This is a genomic window from Acinetobacter sp. WC-323 (genome assembly GCF_000314615.1).
Classification (GTDB): Bacteria; Pseudomonadota; Gammaproteobacteria; order Pseudomonadales; family Moraxellaceae; genus Acinetobacter; species Acinetobacter courvalinii.
The window spans coordinates 63,648-82,589 of sequence record NZ_AMZS01000062.1 but is presented as its reverse complement, the minus strand read 5'-3'; the positions used below and the strand labels follow the sequence as shown (position 1 = coordinate 82,589).

At 42.4% G+C, this 18,942-nt stretch carries 20 protein-coding genes and 1 pseudogene; 11 read left to right on the top strand and 10 right to left on the bottom strand.

What is annotated here, in order from left to right; all coding sequences use genetic code 11:
• On the top strand, window positions 1-815 hold an 815-nt coding region (gene omp38 / locus ACINWC323_RS02530; protein ID WP_009515025.1), incomplete at its 5' end, for an outer membrane protein Omp38.
• A 140-nt stretch (window positions 816-955) separates the two neighbouring features.
• Here omp38 and ACINWC323_RS20290 read toward each other — a convergent pair.
• From ACINWC323_RS20290 to ACINWC323_RS02545, 5 genes and pseudogenes are all read right to left on the bottom strand, one after another.
• Window positions 956-1,114, bottom strand: a complete 159-nt coding sequence (locus tag ACINWC323_RS20290; protein WP_009515043.1) for a hypothetical protein — start codon at window positions 1,112-1,114, stop codon at window positions 956-958.
• Between the two features lie 4 nt (window positions 1,115-1,118).
• Window positions 1,119-2,324 (bottom strand): annotated as a pseudogene (locus ACINWC323_RS0119335) (RtcB family protein).
• Between the two features lie 253 nt (window positions 2,325-2,577).
• Window positions 2,578-4,035: an amino acid permease gene (locus tag ACINWC323_RS02535; RefSeq protein WP_009515004.1), complete on the bottom strand. Its 1,458-nt coding sequence runs from the start codon at window positions 4,033-4,035 to the stop codon at window positions 2,578-2,580.
• Window positions 4,036-4,053: 18 nt separating this feature from the next.
• The gene (locus tag ACINWC323_RS02540) at window positions 4,054-5,070 is read right to left on the bottom strand and encodes a methyltransferase (protein WP_009515038.1); all 1,017 of its coding nucleotides are present in this window, start codon (window positions 5,068-5,070) and stop codon (window positions 4,054-4,056) included.
• Window positions 5,071-5,132: 62 nt separating this feature from the next.
• Complete coding sequence (locus tag ACINWC323_RS02545) at window positions 5,133-6,491, bottom strand: uracil-xanthine permease family protein (RefSeq protein WP_009514998.1); 1,359 nt, start codon at window positions 6,489-6,491, stop codon at window positions 5,133-5,135.
• Between the two features lie 174 nt (window positions 6,492-6,665).
• On the opposite strand from ACINWC323_RS02545, the gene typA reads away from it, so the two are divergent.
• The 3 genes from typA to ACINWC323_RS02560 all read left to right on the top strand — a co-directional run bounded on the left by typA (window position 6,666) and on the right by ACINWC323_RS02560 (window position 9,637).
• Window positions 6,666-8,501, top strand: coding sequence for a translational GTPase TypA (typA, locus tag ACINWC323_RS02550; protein WP_005226946.1), 1,836 nt, complete (start codon window positions 6,666-6,668; stop codon window positions 8,499-8,501).
• 243 nt (window positions 8,502-8,744) lie between these two features.
• Window positions 8,745-9,176 (top strand): large conductance mechanosensitive channel protein MscL, encoded by a 432-nt coding sequence (gene mscL, locus ACINWC323_RS02555; protein ID WP_005226947.1) that lies wholly within the window; start codon window positions 8,745-8,747, stop codon window positions 9,174-9,176.
• 119 nt (window positions 9,177-9,295) lie between these two features.
• Window positions 9,296-9,637: a gamma-glutamylcyclotransferase family protein gene (locus tag ACINWC323_RS02560; RefSeq protein ID WP_009515051.1), complete on the top strand. Its 342-nt coding sequence runs from the start codon at window positions 9,296-9,298 to the stop codon at window positions 9,635-9,637.
• A 36-nt stretch (window positions 9,638-9,673) separates the two neighbouring features.
• On the opposite strand, the gene ACINWC323_RS02565 is transcribed toward ACINWC323_RS02560, so the two are convergent.
• Window positions 9,674-9,964 (bottom strand): peptidylprolyl isomerase, encoded by a 291-nt coding sequence (locus ACINWC323_RS02565; RefSeq protein WP_005288843.1) that lies wholly within the window; start codon window positions 9,962-9,964, stop codon window positions 9,674-9,676.
• 33 nt (window positions 9,965-9,997) lie between these two features.
• On the bottom strand, window positions 9,998-10,819 hold the full coding sequence (gene mutM, locus ACINWC323_RS02570; protein WP_009514988.1) for a bifunctional DNA-formamidopyrimidine glycosylase/DNA-(apurinic or apyrimidinic site) lyase: 822 nt from the start codon (window positions 10,817-10,819) through the stop codon (window positions 9,998-10,000).
• A gap of 76 nt (window positions 10,820-10,895) precedes the next feature.
• Here mutM and ACINWC323_RS02575 point away from each other — a divergent pair, with 76 nt between their 5' ends.
• Both ACINWC323_RS02575 and ACINWC323_RS02580 read left to right on the top strand, forming a co-directional pair.
• Window positions 10,896-11,462 (top strand): DNA-3-methyladenine glycosylase, encoded by a 567-nt coding sequence (locus tag ACINWC323_RS02575; RefSeq protein ID WP_009514992.1) that lies wholly within the window; start codon window positions 10,896-10,898, stop codon window positions 11,460-11,462.
• Window positions 11,463-11,595: 133 nt separating this feature from the next.
• Window positions 11,596-13,794 (top strand): TonB-dependent receptor family protein, encoded by a 2,199-nt coding sequence (locus tag ACINWC323_RS02580; protein ID WP_009515068.1) that lies wholly within the window; start codon window positions 11,596-11,598, stop codon window positions 13,792-13,794.
• Between the two features lie 44 nt (window positions 13,795-13,838).
• Here ACINWC323_RS02580 and ACINWC323_RS02585 read toward each other — a convergent pair whose 3' ends face one another.
• The 3 genes from ACINWC323_RS02585 to ygfZ form a co-directional block, all read right to left on the bottom strand.
• The gene (locus tag ACINWC323_RS02585; RefSeq protein ID WP_032881716.1) at window positions 13,839-14,642 is read right to left on the bottom strand and encodes a tetratricopeptide repeat protein; all 804 of its coding nucleotides are present in this window, start codon (window positions 14,640-14,642) and stop codon (window positions 13,839-13,841) included.
• Between the two features lie 253 nt (window positions 14,643-14,895).
• On the bottom strand, window positions 14,896-15,618 hold the full coding sequence (locus ACINWC323_RS02590) for a DsbC family protein (protein ID WP_009515039.1): 723 nt from the start codon (window positions 15,616-15,618) through the stop codon (window positions 14,896-14,898).
• 234 nt (window positions 15,619-15,852) lie between these two features.
• Complete coding sequence (ygfZ, locus tag ACINWC323_RS02595) at window positions 15,853-16,575, bottom strand: CAF17-like 4Fe-4S cluster assembly/insertion protein YgfZ (protein ID WP_009515033.1); 723 nt, start codon at window positions 16,573-16,575, stop codon at window positions 15,853-15,855.
• A gap of 188 nt (window positions 16,576-16,763) precedes the next feature.
• Between ygfZ and ACINWC323_RS02600 the strand changes: the two genes are divergently transcribed.
• The 5 genes from ACINWC323_RS02600 to ACINWC323_RS02620 all read left to right on the top strand — a co-directional run bounded on the left by ACINWC323_RS02600 (window position 16,764) and on the right by ACINWC323_RS02620 (window position 18,893).
• Complete coding sequence (locus ACINWC323_RS02600; RefSeq protein WP_009515035.1) at window positions 16,764-17,210, top strand: SRPBCC family protein; 447 nt, start codon at window positions 16,764-16,766, stop codon at window positions 17,208-17,210.
• A gap of 76 nt (window positions 17,211-17,286) precedes the next feature.
• Window positions 17,287-17,625, top strand: coding sequence for a DUF2004 domain-containing protein (locus ACINWC323_RS02605; RefSeq protein ID WP_009515016.1), 339 nt, complete (start codon window positions 17,287-17,289; stop codon window positions 17,623-17,625).
• 24 nt (window positions 17,626-17,649) lie between these two features.
• The gene (locus ACINWC323_RS02610) at window positions 17,650-18,006 is read left to right on the top strand and encodes a DUF488 domain-containing protein (protein WP_009515048.1); all 357 of its coding nucleotides are present in this window, start codon (window positions 17,650-17,652) and stop codon (window positions 18,004-18,006) included.
• Between the two features lie 53 nt (window positions 18,007-18,059).
• On the top strand, window positions 18,060-18,404 hold the full coding sequence (locus ACINWC323_RS02615) for a zinc ribbon domain-containing protein YjdM (protein WP_005288813.1): 345 nt from the start codon (window positions 18,060-18,062) through the stop codon (window positions 18,402-18,404).
• Between the two features lie 153 nt (window positions 18,405-18,557).
• Complete coding sequence (locus ACINWC323_RS02620) at window positions 18,558-18,893, top strand: YegP family protein (RefSeq protein WP_009515078.1); 336 nt, start codon at window positions 18,558-18,560, stop codon at window positions 18,891-18,893.
• Window positions 18,894-18,942 lie beyond the last annotated feature (49 nt).

Here is an 18,942-nt window from a genome sequence, read left to right as displayed (position 1 = left end):
TAGGTGCAGAAGTTGAATATAGCCAAATTAAAGGCGACACCAGCACCAATAACGATTATAAAGGTCGTAACATTGCAGGTAATGCTTATGTGACTTCTGATCTGATCACTAAAAACTATGACAGCAAAATCAAGCCATACGTATTAGCGGGTGCTGGTCACTACAAATACGAAGGTGATGACATCTATGGTGGCAAGCAAGAAGGAACATTGGCAAATGCGGGTGGTGGTGTGTTCTGGCGCTTGAACGATGCTTTGTCTCTTCGTACAGAAGCGCGTGGTACTTACCATTTTGATGAAAAATTCTGGAACTACACCGCGCTTGCTGGTTTGAATGTCGTTCTTGGTGGTCACTTGAAACCTGCTGCGCCAGTGGTAGAAGTTGCTCCGGTTGAGCCAACTCCAGTTGCTCCACCACCGCAAGAGTTGACTGAAGATCTGAACATGGAACTTCGTGTATTCTTCGATACCAACAAGTCAACCATTAAGCCGCAATACAAAACTGAGATTGCTCAGGTTGCTGCAAAAATGGCTGAGTATCCAAATGCAACAGCGCGTATTGAAGGTCACACTGATAACACTGGTCCACGTAAGTTAAACGAACGTTTATCTTTGGCACGTGCTAACTCGGTGAAAGCTTCACTGGTAAATGAATACAATGTTGATGCATCTCGTTTGTCAACTCAAGGTTTCGCTTGGGATCAACCGATTGCGGATAACAAAACTAAAGAAGGCCGTGCGATGAACCGTCGTGTATTTGCGACTATTTCTGGCAGCCGTACTGTTCAAGTACAACCAGGTCAGCAAGCTCAATAATTTGAGTGTGTTTACTGAATAAAAAAAGCGACTCGTCAGAGTCGCTTTTTTGTTGGGTTGTGGGTAGATAATGATAAAAATTAAACATGTTGAATGCTCCTGTGTTGCTATTGAAAATACTGAGTTTATTTAATGGGGCGTTACCAGATTTGCTTTTTGAGTTGCTGTTTGGTCTCTTGTCTATCACGACGATGCTGTGCTCGTGGTTTTTCAGTTTCATGCACACCACCTTTATGCAATAAAGGTGAGAGTGCGACAGGATTACGTGCTTTAATTTTCGGCATGGTTTTCAGTTTCATAGTATTAACCTTTAATACATAAAATTTGCTTGAGTGTGTGCACGACCTCGATCAAATCTGACTGGTTTGCCATCACCTGATCAATGTCTTTATATGCACTGGGTATTTCATCAATAACGCCACTATCTTTTCGGCATTCGATGCCTTGTGTTTGCTGAATCAGGTCATCCTGGCTGAATAGAAGTTTGGCTTTATTACGACTCATTTTTCGTCCTGCGCCATGTGAACATGAGCAGAAAGATTCGGGATTGGCCTTGCCTTTAACAATGTAAGAGCGAGCCCCCATCGAGCCTGGAATAATACCTAACTCATCTAGTTCAGCTCGAATGGCGCCTTTACGGGTAATCAGCAAATCTTCGCCATAATGGTTTTCTCGACTGACATAGTTATGATGACAGTTAATTGCCTCTTTGGTCATTTGAAATGGAGGTAGCAGGGGGCGGATTGCTTCTAAAATCAGACGCATCATTTCACGTCTATTCTAAAAAGCATATTCCTGCGCCCATTCAACTGCCTCAACATAATCATTAAAGCTATTTGAACCTTCCGCAAAATAGCTCAAATCTTTATCGGGTACATGCCCAAAACGATGTTGCGCTTCTTTCTTTGCCAGTTCAATGAAGTAGGTGCCAATCACATTGCCTAAGCCACGGCTACCGGAATGTAGCATTACCCAGACTTCCTGATTTTCATCCAGACAGAGTTCAATAAAGTGATTGCCTCCACCTAAAGTACCAAGCTGTTTTTGCCAGGTGGCATCAAACTTCCTGAGCATGCGCACTAGGCCTGGATGCTTTTTAATGATGGGTTGTAAGCGTTTTTCAAGCGGGATGATGCTTGATGCTTTCGCTTTGACCTGTTTATGCAACTCAAAACCAACAGGAACTTTACGTTCAATGGCATGGCGTAATGGTGCAAGATTGTCCGGAAGCTGTGAAGCTTTCAGATTGAGTTTGATGGCATTCATGCCACAACCAATATCTACGCCGACAGCAGCAGGGATGATGGCATTTTTCGTGGGAATCACGCTACCAACTGTTGCACCTTTACCGACATGTACGTCAGGCATCACTGCAATATGTGAATAAACAAATTGTAGTTGTGCCATTTTTTTCAATTGTTCAATACTTTCGCTATCAATATCGTTGGTGAAGATTTTCACTGGAACGCCATATGCAGCATCAGCATTAAGTATTTTTTGTATGCCCATTTTCTTGTCTCAGGATATTTTAGTTTTTCGTCCGAATAGGCATAAAAAAACCCAGCGAATGCCAGGTTAAATAGAGCATTCGGACAAGTGATCAATCGATTTGTACACTTGTCCGTGAGTCGACAGTGCCAAATCTTATCGTGTCGTTCCTGATTGTAATGGCATGCTGTCGTCCTCCTATGGTGTGGTGCCGTTGAAAATATGAGCGGAATTTTACTCATATTTTCATTCGGGTCAAGTGAAAATTGTTTTTTTATTCGCCTTCTTTCACATTCATGTCTTTATAGGCAATCAGTTTGGTCTTGTGTTTCCACTTATACCCTAGCCAAATCACCAAGAATAATGGAATACTGATATAGGTTGAAACTAGGCCTAACCAGTCAATTTTACCACCCAGCAGCGCTTGATAGTTTTGACCCAAGATAATGATTGAACAAAGAATAAATGCAAACCAGGGTGCGAATGGGAAGAATTTGGCACGATAAGCCAGATCTTCAACCTTATACCCCTGAGCAATATAACCTTTACGGAAACGGTAGTGTGAAATTGCAATCCCTAACCAGACAATGAAACCACACATTCCGGACATGTTGAGTAGCCAGTTAAAGACCTGTTTCTCGCCGATAAAGGTAGTCAGGAAGCACAACGCTGCAACCGCAGTCGTCGCATAGAGTGCATTCATAGGTACGCCACGACCATCCAGTCTGGAGAACCACTTCGGTGCACGACCTTCTTTGGCCATATCAAATAACATGCGGGTAGAAGAGTACATGCCTGAGTTACCCGCAGACAGGATTGCACTGAGAATCACTGCATTCATCAAGCTGGCTGCAAAGGCAAAACCTGCTTTTTCATACAATAACGTGAATGGTGAAAGGGCAATATCTTCGCTTTGAGCTGCTTTTAACAACAGTGGATCATCATAGCTGACTAATGTGCCGATGATGAAAATACACAGGATATAGAACAGTAGGATACGCCAGAAAATTTGTTTGATTGCCAATGGAATGGTTTTTTTCGGATCTTTGGATTCACCTGCGGCAACCCCAACCATTTCAGTACCCTGAAAAGAGAATCCGGCGATCATGGCGACACCAATCAGAGCCTGGAATCCACCCACAAAAGGAGCTTCCTTATATGTCCAGTGTTGAAATACCGATACATTGGGTGTCATCATGATTTTGGCAATCATCCAGATCCCGATGACAATAAACACGATAATGGCAACCACCTTGATCAAAGAGAATAAAAACTCACTTTCACCAAAGCCTTTGACCGTTAGGGCGTTAATTCCAAAAATAATCGCAAGGAAGATCGCACTCCAGTAAAACCCGGGAATATCGGGAAACCAGAACTTCATAATGAACTGCACTGCAACCAGCTCGAAAGCGACGGTAATCGCCCAGTTGTACCAATAGTTCCAACCCAAGGCAAAACCAAAGCCATCTTCGACATAACGGCTGCCATAGGTAAAGAAGGCACCAGAGGTTGGATTATGTGTGGCTAATTCGCCTAAACTGGTCATCAAGAAGTAAATCATGATACCGATCAGGGCATAAGCCAATAACGCACCACCAGGACCTGCATTGGCAATGGTTGAACCTGAAGCGAGGAATAAGCCTGTGCCGATCGATCCACCAATGGCAATCATGTTCAGGTGACGTGCCCCGAGCTTACGCTGTAGGTGTTGAGGAGCAGATGTATCGCTCATAAAAATTCCTTAAAATGTTTATTTTGCACAGGCATATAACACCTTGAATCCTTGTTGATCAGCTTTCACCATACATTGACCAAAACTTTGTTCAATGAGAGGGGGATAGTTCAGAAAACGGTTTGCCACGATCCATAATTCACCTGAATTTTTCAGGTGTACGCTCGCAAGCTGGCAAAGTTCTTCACTTGCATCGTAATTGGTATGAATCCCCTGATGAAAAGGTGGATTGCTTACGATGGCGTCCAGATCTTTGGGCGCATCTCTAAACCCTGTTACTGGTTGTAGAGTTAACTGATTGAGATCCAGATTATTTTTCTGGAAAGTCAGCTCAGTTGAACGTAAAGCAAATGCATCAACATCAAGTGCAAAAATTTGCTGGTTCGGATTTAGCTTGGCTAAATAAGCGCTAATAATTCCAGCACCACAACCAAAGTCGGCAATCTTACCTGATTTTACTTGACTAAGGTAAGGGACTAACACGGCTGTTCCGACATCTAAATGATCCTGACTAAACACACCCGGTAGGGCACAGACCTGTAATTGATCCTGATCTATTTGAACTGTATAGCTTTTTAACCAATGTTCAAGTGGTTTCAACTGCTCAGTTTTTTCGATCTTCATTTGCCAAAACTGGCAATGACGTGCGCTATCCTGCTTCAGTGTTTTACCATAGGGCTGTAATTGTTTGGCTGCACGTTCTACGCCGCCTTTTTTTTCACCGACCATAAAGACATTCTGCTCAAGTTTTAGGTGGCTGACCACAACATGCAGAATATAATTCAGTAACTCTTTTGATTTAGGTACAAAAATAACCACCTGATCAAAGCTGGCTTGCGGAAACTCAACCGAAAAATGTGAGTGAATGCCGGCATTTTGAAAAGCCTGATGATCAGCATAATTCCAGCTCCAAACCGATGCCTGGACTTGCTCTGGTAAGTTTTTTGCGAGTTGATCATTGGGTGCATTAATCAGTAAGACTTGCCCCTTTAAATAATCTTGCTGTCTGATGACAACTTCACTACGTGGATCCATTTTGATCTCTCATCAAAAATAAAGCCCAGTCGTGAAACTGGGCACTTGACGTTATTTGTGGATTACTTATGTGTTTCGGGTAAAACAATATTTAAAATCAAGGCTGCGATACCGCCTGTTGCCACACCTGAACTAAAAATATTTTTAAATAGCTCGGGCAGGTGTTCAAGGATTTGAGGGACTTGAGCAACACCGAGGCCGAGCGCAAGTGAAATGGCAATAATCAGCAAGGCACGACGATCAAGGTGAATGCTTGAAAGAATGTTGATCCCGGAAGCGGCAACCGCGCCAAACATGACCATCACAGCGCCACCCAATACCGCTTGTGGTACCGCTTGAATCACGGCAGCAACAGCAGGGAACAGTCCCAAGATAATCAGTAATACTGCAATCCAGATCCCGACATAACGACTTGCCACACCTGTCAATTGAATCACACCATTGTTTTGTGCAAACACGGAACTTGGGAAGGTGTTGAAGATCCCCGCCAGAAAGGAGTTTGCGCCATTAACCAGTACGCCACCTTTAATGCGTTGCATCCAGACCGGACCATCAACAGGCTGATTAGAAATTTTACTGGTCGCCGTGACATCACCAATGGCTTCGAGTGAAGTGACAAGGTAAATGAAGGCCATTGGAATGAATAAGCTCCAGGAGAAGCTTAATCCAAAATGCATTGGTGTTGGAATCTGAACTAGAGGTGCATCTTGTAGCACAGCAAAGTTTAAATGCCCCATGAAGCCGGCAAGGATATAACCGATCACCAAAGCAATCAGAATGGCTGAACTTTTGACCCAGATAATCCGAATACGATTCAACAGAATGATAATGGCCAGCACGCTACATGACATGATCAGGTTATCGGCATTGGCAAAGGTATTGTCCTGCATGGCCGTATAACCACCACCCATGCTGATCAGTCCTTCTTTAATCAAGGTTAAACCAATCAGAAGCACGACAATGCCTGTCACCAGAGGGGTGATCAGCTTTTTCACCCACGGCAGAATTCGGGAGACGCCCATTTCAATAAACGAACCTGCAATCACCACACCAAAAATGGCAGCCATTACTTGTTCAACTGGGGTGCCTGCCGCAACCATTGCACTCCCAATACCGATGATCGGACCAATAAAGTTAAAACTGGTACCCTGAACAATCAAAAGTCCTGCACCAAATGGGCCAACTTTTTTGCATTGTAAAAAGGTTGCGATACCCGAGATGATTAAAGACATGGACAGGATCATGTTGGTGTCTTCGCGAGAGACGCCAAGTGCCAGACAAATCAGCAGTCCAGGGGTCACAATCGGGACTAAAATCGCCAAAAGATGCTGTAAAGCGGCTAAAAATGCAACAAAAGGTTTCGGTCGATCATTGAGTCCGTAGACCAGATCAAGCTGCTGCTGAGGTTGTGAATTCGACATGGGAGTATAAAAAGCGAGAGGCATTAACGCGATATTCTAATAGAGTTAGCTCGCTTTACCAACGATTCAATGTTACTTCGTCAGAAAAAAAGTGCACTGTCAATAAACTGTCACTACTAAACTGTAGTATTTTTCTGTATAATTTGCCCTCAAATTTAAAGCGTATCGAATTACATGTCAGATATTAAAACTCTCCGTAACATTGCCATTATTGCGCACGTCGATCATGGTAAGACGACTCTAGTCGACAAACTTTTACAACAATCAGGTGCTCTTGGTGATCGCGCAGGCGAGATTGAACGTGTTATGGATTCTAACGCGCTTGAGTCTGAACGTGGTATTACCATTCTTGCAAAAAACACTGCAATCAAATGGTTAGATGCACGTACAAACACCGAATACCGCATTAACATCGTCGACACCCCAGGACACGCCGACTTCGGTGGTGAAGTGGAACGTGTAATGTCGATGGTTGACTGTGTATTGCTTCTTGTTGACTCACAAGAAGGTCCAATGCCACAAACGCGTTTCGTAACGCAAAAAGCGTTCGCGCGTGGTTTGAAGCCAATCGTGATTATCAACAAAGTCGACAAGCCAAGCGCGCGTCCAGACTGGGTTATCGACCAAGTTTTTGACTTGTTTGATAATTTAGGCGGTACTGACGAGCAGTTAGACTTCCCTGTTGTGTATGCTTCTGGTCTTCGTGGTGTTGCAGGTCCTTCACCAGAAGAATTAGCGGAAGACATGACACCGTTGTTCCAAACGATTGTTGATATTGTTGAACCACCAGCAGTTGATGTTGATGGTCCTTTCCAGATGCAGATTTCATCACTTGACTATAACAGTTTCGTAGGTGTTATCGGTGTTGGCCGTATCCAGCGTGGTTCAGTGAAATTAAATACGCCAGTGACTGTCATCGATAAAGAAGGCAATACACGTAACGGCCGTATCTTAAAAATCATGGGTTACCACGGTTTAGAGCGTGTTGATGTAGACTCTGCATCTGCAGGTGACATTATCTGTATTACGGGTATTGATGCACTCAACATTTCTGACACGATTTGTGATCCTAAAAATGTTGAAGCATTACCAGCATTGTCTGTAGATGAACCGACTGTATCGATGACTTTCCAAGTAAACAACTCACCGTTTGCTGGTAAAGAAGGTAAGTTCGTCACTTCACGTAACATCCGTGAACGTCTTGACCGTGAATTGATTCATAACGTAGCACTTCGTGTTGAAGATACTGACAGTCCAGACCGTTTCAAGGTTTCTGGTCGTGGTGAGCTTCACCTTTCAGTATTGATTGAAAACATGCGTCGTGAAGGTTTCGAAATGGGCGTGTCACGTCCACAAGTGATCATCAAAGAAATCGACGGTGAAAAACAAGAACCGTATGAAAACGTAACGTTTGATGTTGAAGAACAGCACCAAGGTTCGGTGATGGAACAAATGGGTCACCGTAAAGGCGAGATGACCAATATGGAAGTTGACGGGAAAGGCCGTATCCGTATTGAAGCAACTGTACCTTCACGTGGCCTGATTGGTTTCCGTTCTGAATTCTTGACCATGACTTCTGGTACAGGGATCATGACTTCTAGCTTCTCGCACTACGGTCCTGTGAAACAAGGTAGCGTAGCGAAGCGTCAAAACGGTGTATTGATTTCTATGGTTCAAGGTACTTGCTTGGGCTATGCATTGTTTACGCTTCAAGATCGTGGCCGTTTATTCGCTAAGCCACAGTTAGAAGTATATGAAGGGATGATCGTAGGTATTAACTCTCGTTCTGACGATATGGTTGTTAACCCAACCAAAGCAAAACAGTTAACTAACGTTCGTGCGTCTGGTACTGATGATGCCTTGACTTTGACGCCTGCAATTGAATACACGCTTGAACAAGCACTTGAATTCATTGAGGATGATGAATTAGTTGAAGTAACACCAAAATCGATTCGTATCCGTAAGCGTTACTTAACTGAAAACGAACGTAAGCGTAACCGCGATAAATAATTTTTCTTCACTGAAAAATGACAAAACCGCTAAATTTATTTAGCGGTTTTTTATTGCATAAATTCAAGGGGAAGGACATGCTTAAGGACATATTTTTATGAAAATAAAAAGTGTTGTTAAAGTGTGAAATAGCTTTCTTTTTTTGATAAAAATATTAAATTACCAACATTATTGGAATAACTGCGCCTGTGTAATAAACAATGCAAAAACAGGCTACGATCAAGTTCAACTCTGGAGAGTGATATGAGTATTATTAAAGAATTTAAAGAGTTTGCCATCAAAGGCAATATGATGGATTTAGCGATTGGTGTCATCATTGGTGGCGCTTTCGGTAAAATCATTGATTCATTGGTGAAAGATATTGTGATGCCTGTGATTTCATGGATCTTGGGCGGTGAAGTGGATTACACCAACTGGTTCCTGATCCTCGGGGATAACCCAACCAACATTACCACGCTCAAAGCAGCACAAGATGCCGGCTTGAACGTATTTGCCTATGGTAACTTCCTCACCATCTTGATTAACTTCCTGCTTTTAGCCTGGGTCGTATTCTTATTGGTGAAAGTCATGAACCGTATCCGTAAGCAGGAAGAAGCTGCGCCTGAGCCAGAGGCGATTCCTGAAGATGTGCAATTGTTACGTGAAATCCGTGATGAATTGAAAAAACAAGGCTGATCATTCAGCTGATGTAGAAAAACGGTATCCTTGATGCCGTTTTTTATTGTCTGTAAAAAGAGATGAGTAACTTGCACGATTTCATTTTAAGATGCTGTGCAGATTGAGGGGGAAAATTGATGAATCGATTATTTGTATACGGCACCTTATGCCCAAATCGCGAAAATGCACATATTCTGGGAGGGATTGGTGGGGACTGGCAACCTGCTACGGTACATGGCACCATTCATATACTGGACTGGGGGCCTGATCAGGGGCTACCGGCAATTGTCTTAAATCCGCAGGATTCCCTGGTTGAAGGATATCTGTTTAGTACGGAAAAACTTGAGCAAAACTGGCAGATGCTGGATGAGTTTGAGGGCATGCAGTATGAGAGAGTACAGACTGAAGTCCAGCTGGCGACAGGTGAGCCAACCACCGCATGGACCTATGTCATGAAAGAGCGGGCAAAACCTGAATAAAGAATGAGCTTACCATGGGGTTTAAGCTCGATCTGCTTACCTTAAATTGCCCATCCGGAATTTAACTTCGACCAGATGAAAACCAAACTGGCTTTTTACCGGACCATGTAACACCCGTTCTGCTGCGGTAAATACCAGTTTGTCGATGACAGGAACCAGCTGTCCTTTTCTGATTTCACCGAGCTCGCCCCCACGTTTGGCAGAGTTGCAAGTCGAATATTGCTTGGCAATTTTGGCAAAATCAGCACCCGACTGAATACGCTTTTTCAGCTGTTCAGCCATATCTTTGTCTTTTACGAGAATATGTCGAACAATTGCAGTTTGCATGAGGTTGTTCTCCTTGAATAGCACTTAAATCATTTAGGCTTTGTTGCGTTTTAAAGGCTGGCATTGTGGGCAGAATACACTGGCACGTTGACCGAGCTTTAGATTTTCCAAGGTAGTCTCGCAATTGACGCACATTTCCCCAGCACGGCCATAGGCCAGTAAGGTTTGCTGGAAGTAGCCGTTTTCACCCATCGCATTGGTGTAATCACGCAAAGTTGAACCACCTAATTCAATGGCTTGTTTTAAGATGCGTTTCACTTCAACCACCAGCTTTTCCACTTGTAGCTTGCTTAAAGTCAAAGCGGGTTGTGCCGGGTGCACACCAATGTTGAAAAGACTTTCTGTTGCATAAATATTGCCAACACCGACCACCACATGGTTATCCATTAAAGCAATTTTAATGCCGACATTTTTTTTACTCAGCTTTTCGCGCAAATAGGCGGCGTTAAAATCATCACTGAGCGGCTCCGGTCCAAGTGGATCAATCAGCTTGCCCTGATGATGCTGATCAAGCCAGAGAATACAGCCGAAGCGACGTGGATCATGGTAGCGAAGCTGCTGGTCTTCAAAATCGATGATCAGATGATCATGCTTTCTCAATTCCTCATTCGGCTGGCATAGACGGAAACTGCCGGACATGCCCAGATGCCAAAGCATCTGGTCCTGTTCAAATTCGGCCAGAATATATTTAGAACGACGCTTAAGACCGACCAAACGTTGCCCAACCAGTTTGTCCAGATCATTTGGAATAGGCCAGCGTAAGCTCGGGTTCAAGACTTTAACCGCTTGAACGCGTTGCTCTAGAAGGGGGAGTAAACTGGTTTTGGTTGTTTCGACTTCGGGTAACTCAGGCATCGCCAACTCGCAGAATGAACAGATATACTGGATGAATCAAGTATAACGTGTGCTATGGATTATTTCAGAGATCACTATGTCAGATATTTTACCATTAAGCTGGTTTCAACGTGAAACCTCGGAAGTGGCCTATGACTTAATTGGTTGCGTCTTGTGTAAGCAACAACCTGATGGCCAAGTCATCCGCTGTACTATTACCGAAACAGAAGCTTATTTGGGCGTTCGTGATAAGGCCTGTCATAGCTACAATGATAAACGGACAGCCCGCACAGAAGTGATGTATCGACCTGGTGGCACGATTTACGTCTATTTAATTTATGGCATGTATGAAATGCTCAATCTGATTACTCAGACCGAAGGCATCCCGGAAGGAGTGATGATTCGTTCTGCATTTTTAAAACACGCTTCCACTAAAAAGCAATATCAGCTTTTGGCTGGACCAGGCAAATTGACGCGTTATTTAGGCATTGACCGAACCTTAAAAGGGCAATGCTTGGGGGAAGAGTCGGGCTTGTGGGTGGAAGCAGCAACCACACAACCGGAAGTGATATTAACGCCCCGTATAGGAATTGATTACGCCGAAGAAGCTAAAGACTGGCCTGAACGATATTGCTGGAAAGATCATCCTTCGTTGAGCCGATAACCTTACGGGTAGATCATTTTTTAGTAAATGATGCCGTATTTTCCAGATTTACCGTTCTCCGGATTGAATTCAAAGTCCAAACCAGACACTGCTTTTTGTTATCATAACTCCCATATAAATAAAGGAAATAAGCATGTCCTTATTACGTTTAAACCGACTTCATTACGGTATTTTGATGAGTATGGGCTGCATTTCTAGCCCGCTTGTTTGGGCCGAAGCGCTGGCTCAAGAGGTGACTGTATTACCGACCCTACGTGTCGAAGCAACACGTACCGATACCACCTATATGCAAACACCTGCCTCCATTTTTAGGGTCGATATACCTAAAAATGATCAATCAGCTCAGGTTAATTTAACTGAAGTGGTTAAGGGCATTCCAAGTGTTCAGTTACGTAACCGGGAAAATTATGCACAAGATTTGCAGCTCTCGATGCGTGGTTTTGGTGCACGTTCAACCTTTGGTGTGCGCGGCATCCGCTTATATACCGATGGCATTCCAGCAACCATGCCAGATGGTCAAGGTCAAACGTCAAATATCGATTTAAGTAGCCTGAGTCATCTTGAGGTCTTAACCGGCCCATTTTCTTCTCTTTATGGAAACTCTTCTGGTGGCGCGATATTAGCCACAACGCAAGAGGGACAGGGCAAAGATTCGATTGAGATGAGCTATGCAGGTGGTAGCCACAATAAAAATCGTGCAGGTCTCGTGTTACAGGGCGGTGCCAAAAACCAGAATGAACCGAGCTATATCGTCAGCTCTTCTTATTTTGATACTGATGGCTTTCGTGACCATAGTGGTGCAGAAAAAGTTTTAAATAATGCGAAACTAACGTGGAACTTAGATGAGGGTAGCAAAATTAATTGGGTCACCAATTATGTAAAAATCCATGCAGATGATCCACAAGGTTTAAGCCGAGAGCAGTGGCAGAAGAATCCTCGCCAAGTGAATGATGCTAAGAATACCTATAATGTTCGTAAAGACATTGAACAAACGCAAACAGGTGTGACTTGGTCTAAACCGATTAATGATCAGCATGAACTGTATGCGATGGCGTATTTCGGCAATCGTCAAGTCACACAATATCAATCTATACCAAAAGGTAAAGTAACGCTTGAAAATGGTAAGCCTATTTACTCAGGTCAAGCAAGTCCTAAACATGCTGGTGGTGTGATTGACTTTAAACGTAACTATTATGGCGCTGATTTACGCTGGACAGGTAAAGAATTATTGCCGAATATGATGTTCAGTGCAGGTATTGCGCTTGATATGATGGATGAAGATCGTAAAGGTTTTGAAAATTTTAATACGAAAGATGTTTATGGTGTTAAAGGTAATTTGCGCCGTGATGAAGATAATACTTTGTGGAATATTGATCCATATTTACAAGCATCATGGCAGTTTTTACCGAAATGGCGTTTAGATACAGGCGTACGTTATAGTAATGTGCATTACAAATCAAAAGATTATTTTACTACTGAGCCTGATCAGTATGGGACCGTCAATGGTGATGACAGTGGCAAAACAAATTATGATAAGGTTTTACCATCAGCTGCTTTAAGTTGGCAGATTTTACCTGAGCTATTGGCCTATGCGAGTTATGCAAAAGGTTTTGAAACGCCAACATTTACTGAGATGGCCTATCAAGCTGATAAGGATAAATCTGGATTTAATTTTGCTTTAAAGCCATCTACCAGTGATAACTATGAAGTGGGTTTAAAATCGCAAAACTATTTAGGTGATTTTACTTTCGCTCTTTTTCAGTCTAAAACTAAAGATGATATTGTTTCTGCAGGCACCTCTAATGGTCGTTCGACGTTTAGAAATGCAGATAAAACGCTTCGTGAAGGTGTTGAGTTTACTTGGAATAAAAAGCTGTGGCGTGATTTAGCTGCAACAGCCAGTTATGCTTATCTCGATGCAACATTCGATGCTGATGTTCCAGTAAATCTTGATAAAGAAGGTAATGTACTCGCTGCAGCCATTCCATCAGGTAATGCAATTCCTGGGATTGCTAAAAATCAGGCTTTTATTAATATCGCTTGGCAGCCAGAGCAAGGTTTCTATGCAGGACTTGATGCCCAGTTTATGGATAAGGTCTATGTCAATGATATCAATAGTGATGCTGCTGCAAGCTATACTGTGGCGTCGATCTATACGGGTTATGCATGGAAATATGCTGATTGGGGCATTAATGGCTTTGCGCGTGTAGATAACCTGTTTGATAAAAACTATGCGGGTTCAGTGATTGTGAATGATGCTAACAAGCGCTTCTTTGAACCTGCCGATGGTCGTAACTGGAGCGCGGGAATTAAAGTAAGCAAGCAATTTTAAGGAGCGTACAGCAGCACTTAATGGATTCAGTGCTGCTGATTGACTTATTTTTTAGGGGCTTGGGTGGGAGCGGTTTTTTTAGCAGCAATGGCCGCTTCAACCTGAGTCAGGGATTCTTTGGCATTCGGATAATTCTGTTTAGCTAGGCCATTGAAAATTGATCTGGATTCCTCTAGATTTTGTGTAACAATTCCGCCATTCGCTAGCATATTTCCTAACACCATTAGAGAAGGTGCGTATCCTTTTTTCGCTAAATCTTTAAGCGTTTCAACTGACTGTTGTTGCATAAATGGATTTTTGTTCTTTACTCCCAAGCTTAAATCATAAATCGCTTTTAAATGCACAGCTGGGTAATAGTTCTTTCTTAACAACGGTAATAGTTTCTGCACAGCCATCTGGTCATATTCAGGTTTACCTTGTCTGAATAATATATTTGCAGATTCAACAATCGCTTCTTCTGAACCTTGATTCGAAGCTTTATCCAAATACTCTTTATATTTCTGATCGCTTTTAGCAACACCTAAATCACCTGTGTGATAGAGCTGGGCAAGTGTGAAACTGGCTTTGCCATAGCCCTTGTTAGATGCATCCTGATAGTATTGCAAAGCTTTTCTATCGTCTTTACTTGTTCCTTGTCCCATCTGGTGCATATAACCAAGGTTATAAATCGCTTGGGTATTTCCTGTATCTGCCAGACGGTGCATTTCCTGAAAGGCAGCATTGTAGTCTTTTGCTTCATAAAGTTGAGTGGCTTTTGCAAACACATCAGTAGTAGCATTTTTACTATCAGCGGCGAAGGCAGTATGACTTGCAAGGGTGATTAAACTCGCAATGAGCAATTTTTTCATCTTTATTTTTCCTTTCTCATGTTGATCTGCTTTCATCCTTTGCATAGCAGAACTCAATATGCTGTTGTCATCATAAAAGCTTGCGGAAAAATGTAAATAAGGAATTTGTATAAATCTTGGCAGGGGAAAAAGCGCGTTTTGATCTATGTGTTTTTATAATTTATTTAAAATCAAATAGGTATAATTAATATTTTGGAGAAAGGCTTGCAACTTCTTGCGGGCAAAAGAGTCAACAAGCCTCCATATTTTATCTTTATTTCTTCGTACTTGCTTCTTTCAAAAGCTGTTCAATCTGCTCAGCATTTTGTGGGCTACCTGAGAGTCTCATTCCGTTTTGCAGGAATAAAGTCGGTGTGCCATCAATCTGCAGCTTTTGTCCCAATGCCAGATTCTTCTGTATTGGTGTTTCACATTGGGTCGCACTTTTTGGGGCTTTACGGTGCAACATGTAATCTTCCCAAGCTTCATATTGATTTTTTGAGCACCATATTTTATTGGCCACCGCTTCGGCTTGAGGATGTAATTTTTTTAGCGGGAACAGGAACAGATAGACGGTGACATTATCCACCGAAGTCATGTGTTGCTCGAGCTTTTGGCAGTAAGGACAATCCGGATCACTAAACACATAGAGTGTGCGTTCGCCTTTACCTTTGACATATTTAATCGCCTGATCAAGCGGCAGTTGCTTGATATCAATCTTGCTTAACTCGGCTAAGCGGTCCTCGGTCAGATTCTTTTTGTTTTGCACATCCAGTAAGTTGCCGAAAAAAAGATATTTGGCTGTTTCATCGGTATAGATAATCTTACCCGCCGCATAAACTTCATAAATACCCGGTAACGGGGAGGGGCTAACTGATTTGACAGCAATGTCGGGATAATTTTTTTTGAAGTTTTGCTCGAGGGTTTTACTGTCTGCATAGATTGTTTGCAAACCAATCAGACTCAAGGTGAGTGCTGAAAGCAGTGTCTTGATCATTATTTTCATTAGAAATCAGTCGAGTTAAGGATAGATGAACAATAACGCTCATTTCTATTTTCGACAAGAACGGGATTTCAACTTTATTTTGAAATGAGATCAAAACGGCTGATTAAGTCACTCAGTTTGGTGGAGGTCAAGAATGTCCTTATGTATATAGTGACTTTAAAAATTGACTAAAAAGCCCCCATTTATGGAGGCTAATTTAGCAATAATTTTTATCAAAGCAAGGCGTTATTGAGGTCTTGCCACATCACCATTCAATGCTTCAGGCAAATCCAGAACAGTCACACCAAGTTCTGTCAGTGCAGCAGGTTTGGCAATCACAAGCGCGAGATAGCCATTTTCAAATGCGACACTATTGACCACTTCAACATCTTTACTCAGTTGGGTGGCTGGCGCTGGTACATCTGCTTGAGCCTGGATCAGGTGTAACCAGTGTTTTGGTTTTGCCTTAAACCAAAGACGTGCCACGATTTCCTGACCTAAGTAACAGCCCTTGTCGAAATGCACGCCATCGCGTTGATGTAGACGTAATTCTTGTGGCTGGAACAGGTGTTTGGTACTTTGCTGAATCCAGGCCTGTCCAGATTGAATCGCTTGAATTTGCCAAGTATTGATATCAGTTTCTGTTGAAGAAAACTCGGTTTGAATACCATTGACTGCTGGAAAAACCGGACCTGTTTGTTCTAGTTTCATTTTGGAAAAAGCACCAAACTTTTTAATATGTTTGGCAAATTCTTCGGCTTGGTCTTGCGTGGTCACTAACTCAAAACTTTCTGGATTTAATCGTTTAATCCATAGACCAAAATGAATACGTCCTTTTAAATCACAAATAGCAGTATAGCGACTTTCATTTTCTGGTATGCGTTCAACGTGAATGGTGACTTGGCCTTGTAGAAATTTTTGTGCATCTACACCATTTAAGCTAAAAGCAGTAAAAGCAAGCTGACTCATAGATCAATCCTAAGCTGCATTCTGATCACTAAAATATGGACTGTTATTTTGCGCCATTTTTCACAAAAAAGCAGCTTTAGATTGTCGATAATCGTGCTCAAATGAAAGATCAGCGACATCGCATTTACCTGCCAAGTCGCTATGATAAATCGACCAAACACAATGAGCGTGGATATGGGAGAACAATAATGACTGGAACAGTAAAACTACATCGCGTATTGAGTGCGCCCCCAGCGCGTGTTTTTAAAGCCTTTCTTGATCCGGATGCGTTAGTCAAATGGTTACCACCGCATGGATTTACCGCAAAAGTTCATCATCTCGATCCACAGGAAGGTGGAACGTATAAAATGTCCTTTACCAATTTTTCCACAGGACAAACGCATGGCTTTGGAGGCAAATATATTAAAATTGTCCCGAATGAGTTGCTGCGTTATACCGACAAATTCGACGATCCAAACTTACCCGGTGATATTCAGGTCACGATCGAGCTCAAAGCCGTTATGGTTGGCACAGAGCTACATATTACCCAAGAGGGGATCCCTGATGTGATTCCTGTAGAAGCCTGTTATCTGGGCTGGCAAGAATCCTTGTATTTATTGGGCCTGTTGGTTCAAGCGGAGATACCTGACGAATAAAGACTTTCGTTAAGTAAAATCGGTTGAGTGAGAAAAACAAAAAATATTGGATGAATAAATTAAATGGGGGAATCAAATGTCTGAACAAGCAATTGTTAAAGGACGAGAGCAGCTTGCGCGTGTTGCAATGCGGGCTGCTTTAGAAAATCAGCAGGCAGAAGAGAGTGTGGAGTTGTTTATCCAGCACCATCTTGAAGAAATTGAGCCAGAGTATTGGAAAAAATATTCTGGAAGCGCTGTACCTACACCGTTACAGGTTCTGGATTTATTGGTGGTGGCCGATTCATGGCAAAGTGATGAGATTGAGAGCCGTGAAATGCTGGATTTCACTTTGCCTGATGAGATGACCCAGTATGTGATTTGCGTCAGCTTTAATGCGCAAGGTCAGGTCATTGATATTTCAATGGAAAGCTAAGCAGACTTCAAACAGGAGAAAAAAGTGCTGATTGCAATAAAACGTATTTATGATCCTGTTGCAGCAACTGACGGCCAGCGTGTGCTGGTTGATCGGTTGTGGCCACGCGGGATTTCAAAAGAGCGGGCACATCTGGACTTGTGGTTAAAAGAAATTGCACCGTCTACTGAGTTAAGAAAAGCGTTTTGTCATCAGGCCGAGCATTGGTTAAGTTTTCAGGAAGGTTATTATCAGGAGCTAGAAGGCAATCCACATGTGGAACAACTCAGGCAGATGGCTGAAAATCAACAGTTAACATTGGTTTATGCGGCTCAAGATCCTGAGTTAAATCATGCGCTGATCTTAAAGAATTATTTGCTTGGCAAGGATATTCAGCCCTAAAATTTTGAAAAAGAGCCTCTATCCCGCATAATAGCGTTTTTGAGATTTTTTTTATGTCTTTTCCAAATTGCCCACAATGCCAATCAGAATATACCTATCAAGATGGCGATTTATTGATTTGCCCGGAGTGCTCACACGAGTGGAAAGAAGGCGAGACACAGGCTGCTGAAGTACAAGACATTATTAAAGATGCAAATGGCAATGTGTTGGCTGATGGGGATAGCGTCACGGTTGTTAAGGATTTGAAAATCAAGGGCTCATCTTCTGTGGTTAAAGTTGGGACCAAAGTAAAAAGCATTCGTTTAGTGCCAGATGCAAGCGATGGCCATAATATTGATTGTAAAATTGATGGCGTTGGCGCAATGAAACTGAAGTCTGAGTTTGTGAAAAAAGTTTAATCAAATAACTTGGAAAGGAGCATGTAAATGCTCCTTTTTTTATTTACATTATTTACCAAATTTGAACAAAATTTAATCTTCTTAAACGGCAATTGCTGATCTATATTGGATGAGATAACAATCAAAACGTAACTCCAATAAATAGAGGTCCTTATGGCAGGATGGTTCGAAGTAAGTCAGGCAAGTGATGGGCAATACCGTTTTACACTCAAGGCAGGAAATGGTGAGCCAGTTTTAAATAGTGAATTATACAAAACCAAAGCAGCGGCAATGAATGGCATTGCATCTGTTCAGAAAAATAGTCCGGATGATGGCCGTTATGAGCGTTTAACGTCGAAAAATGACAAACCTTATTTTAATTTAAAAGCGGCGAATCATCAGGTGATCGGGAGTAGCCAGCTGTATGCAAGTGAGCAGTCACGTGACAAGGGCATTGAATCGGTCAAGAATAATGGTCCATCTGAGACGGTAAAAGATTTAACCGTATAATTAAGCCATAAAAAAGCCGTTTAAATTAAACGGCTTTTTTACATCTGTT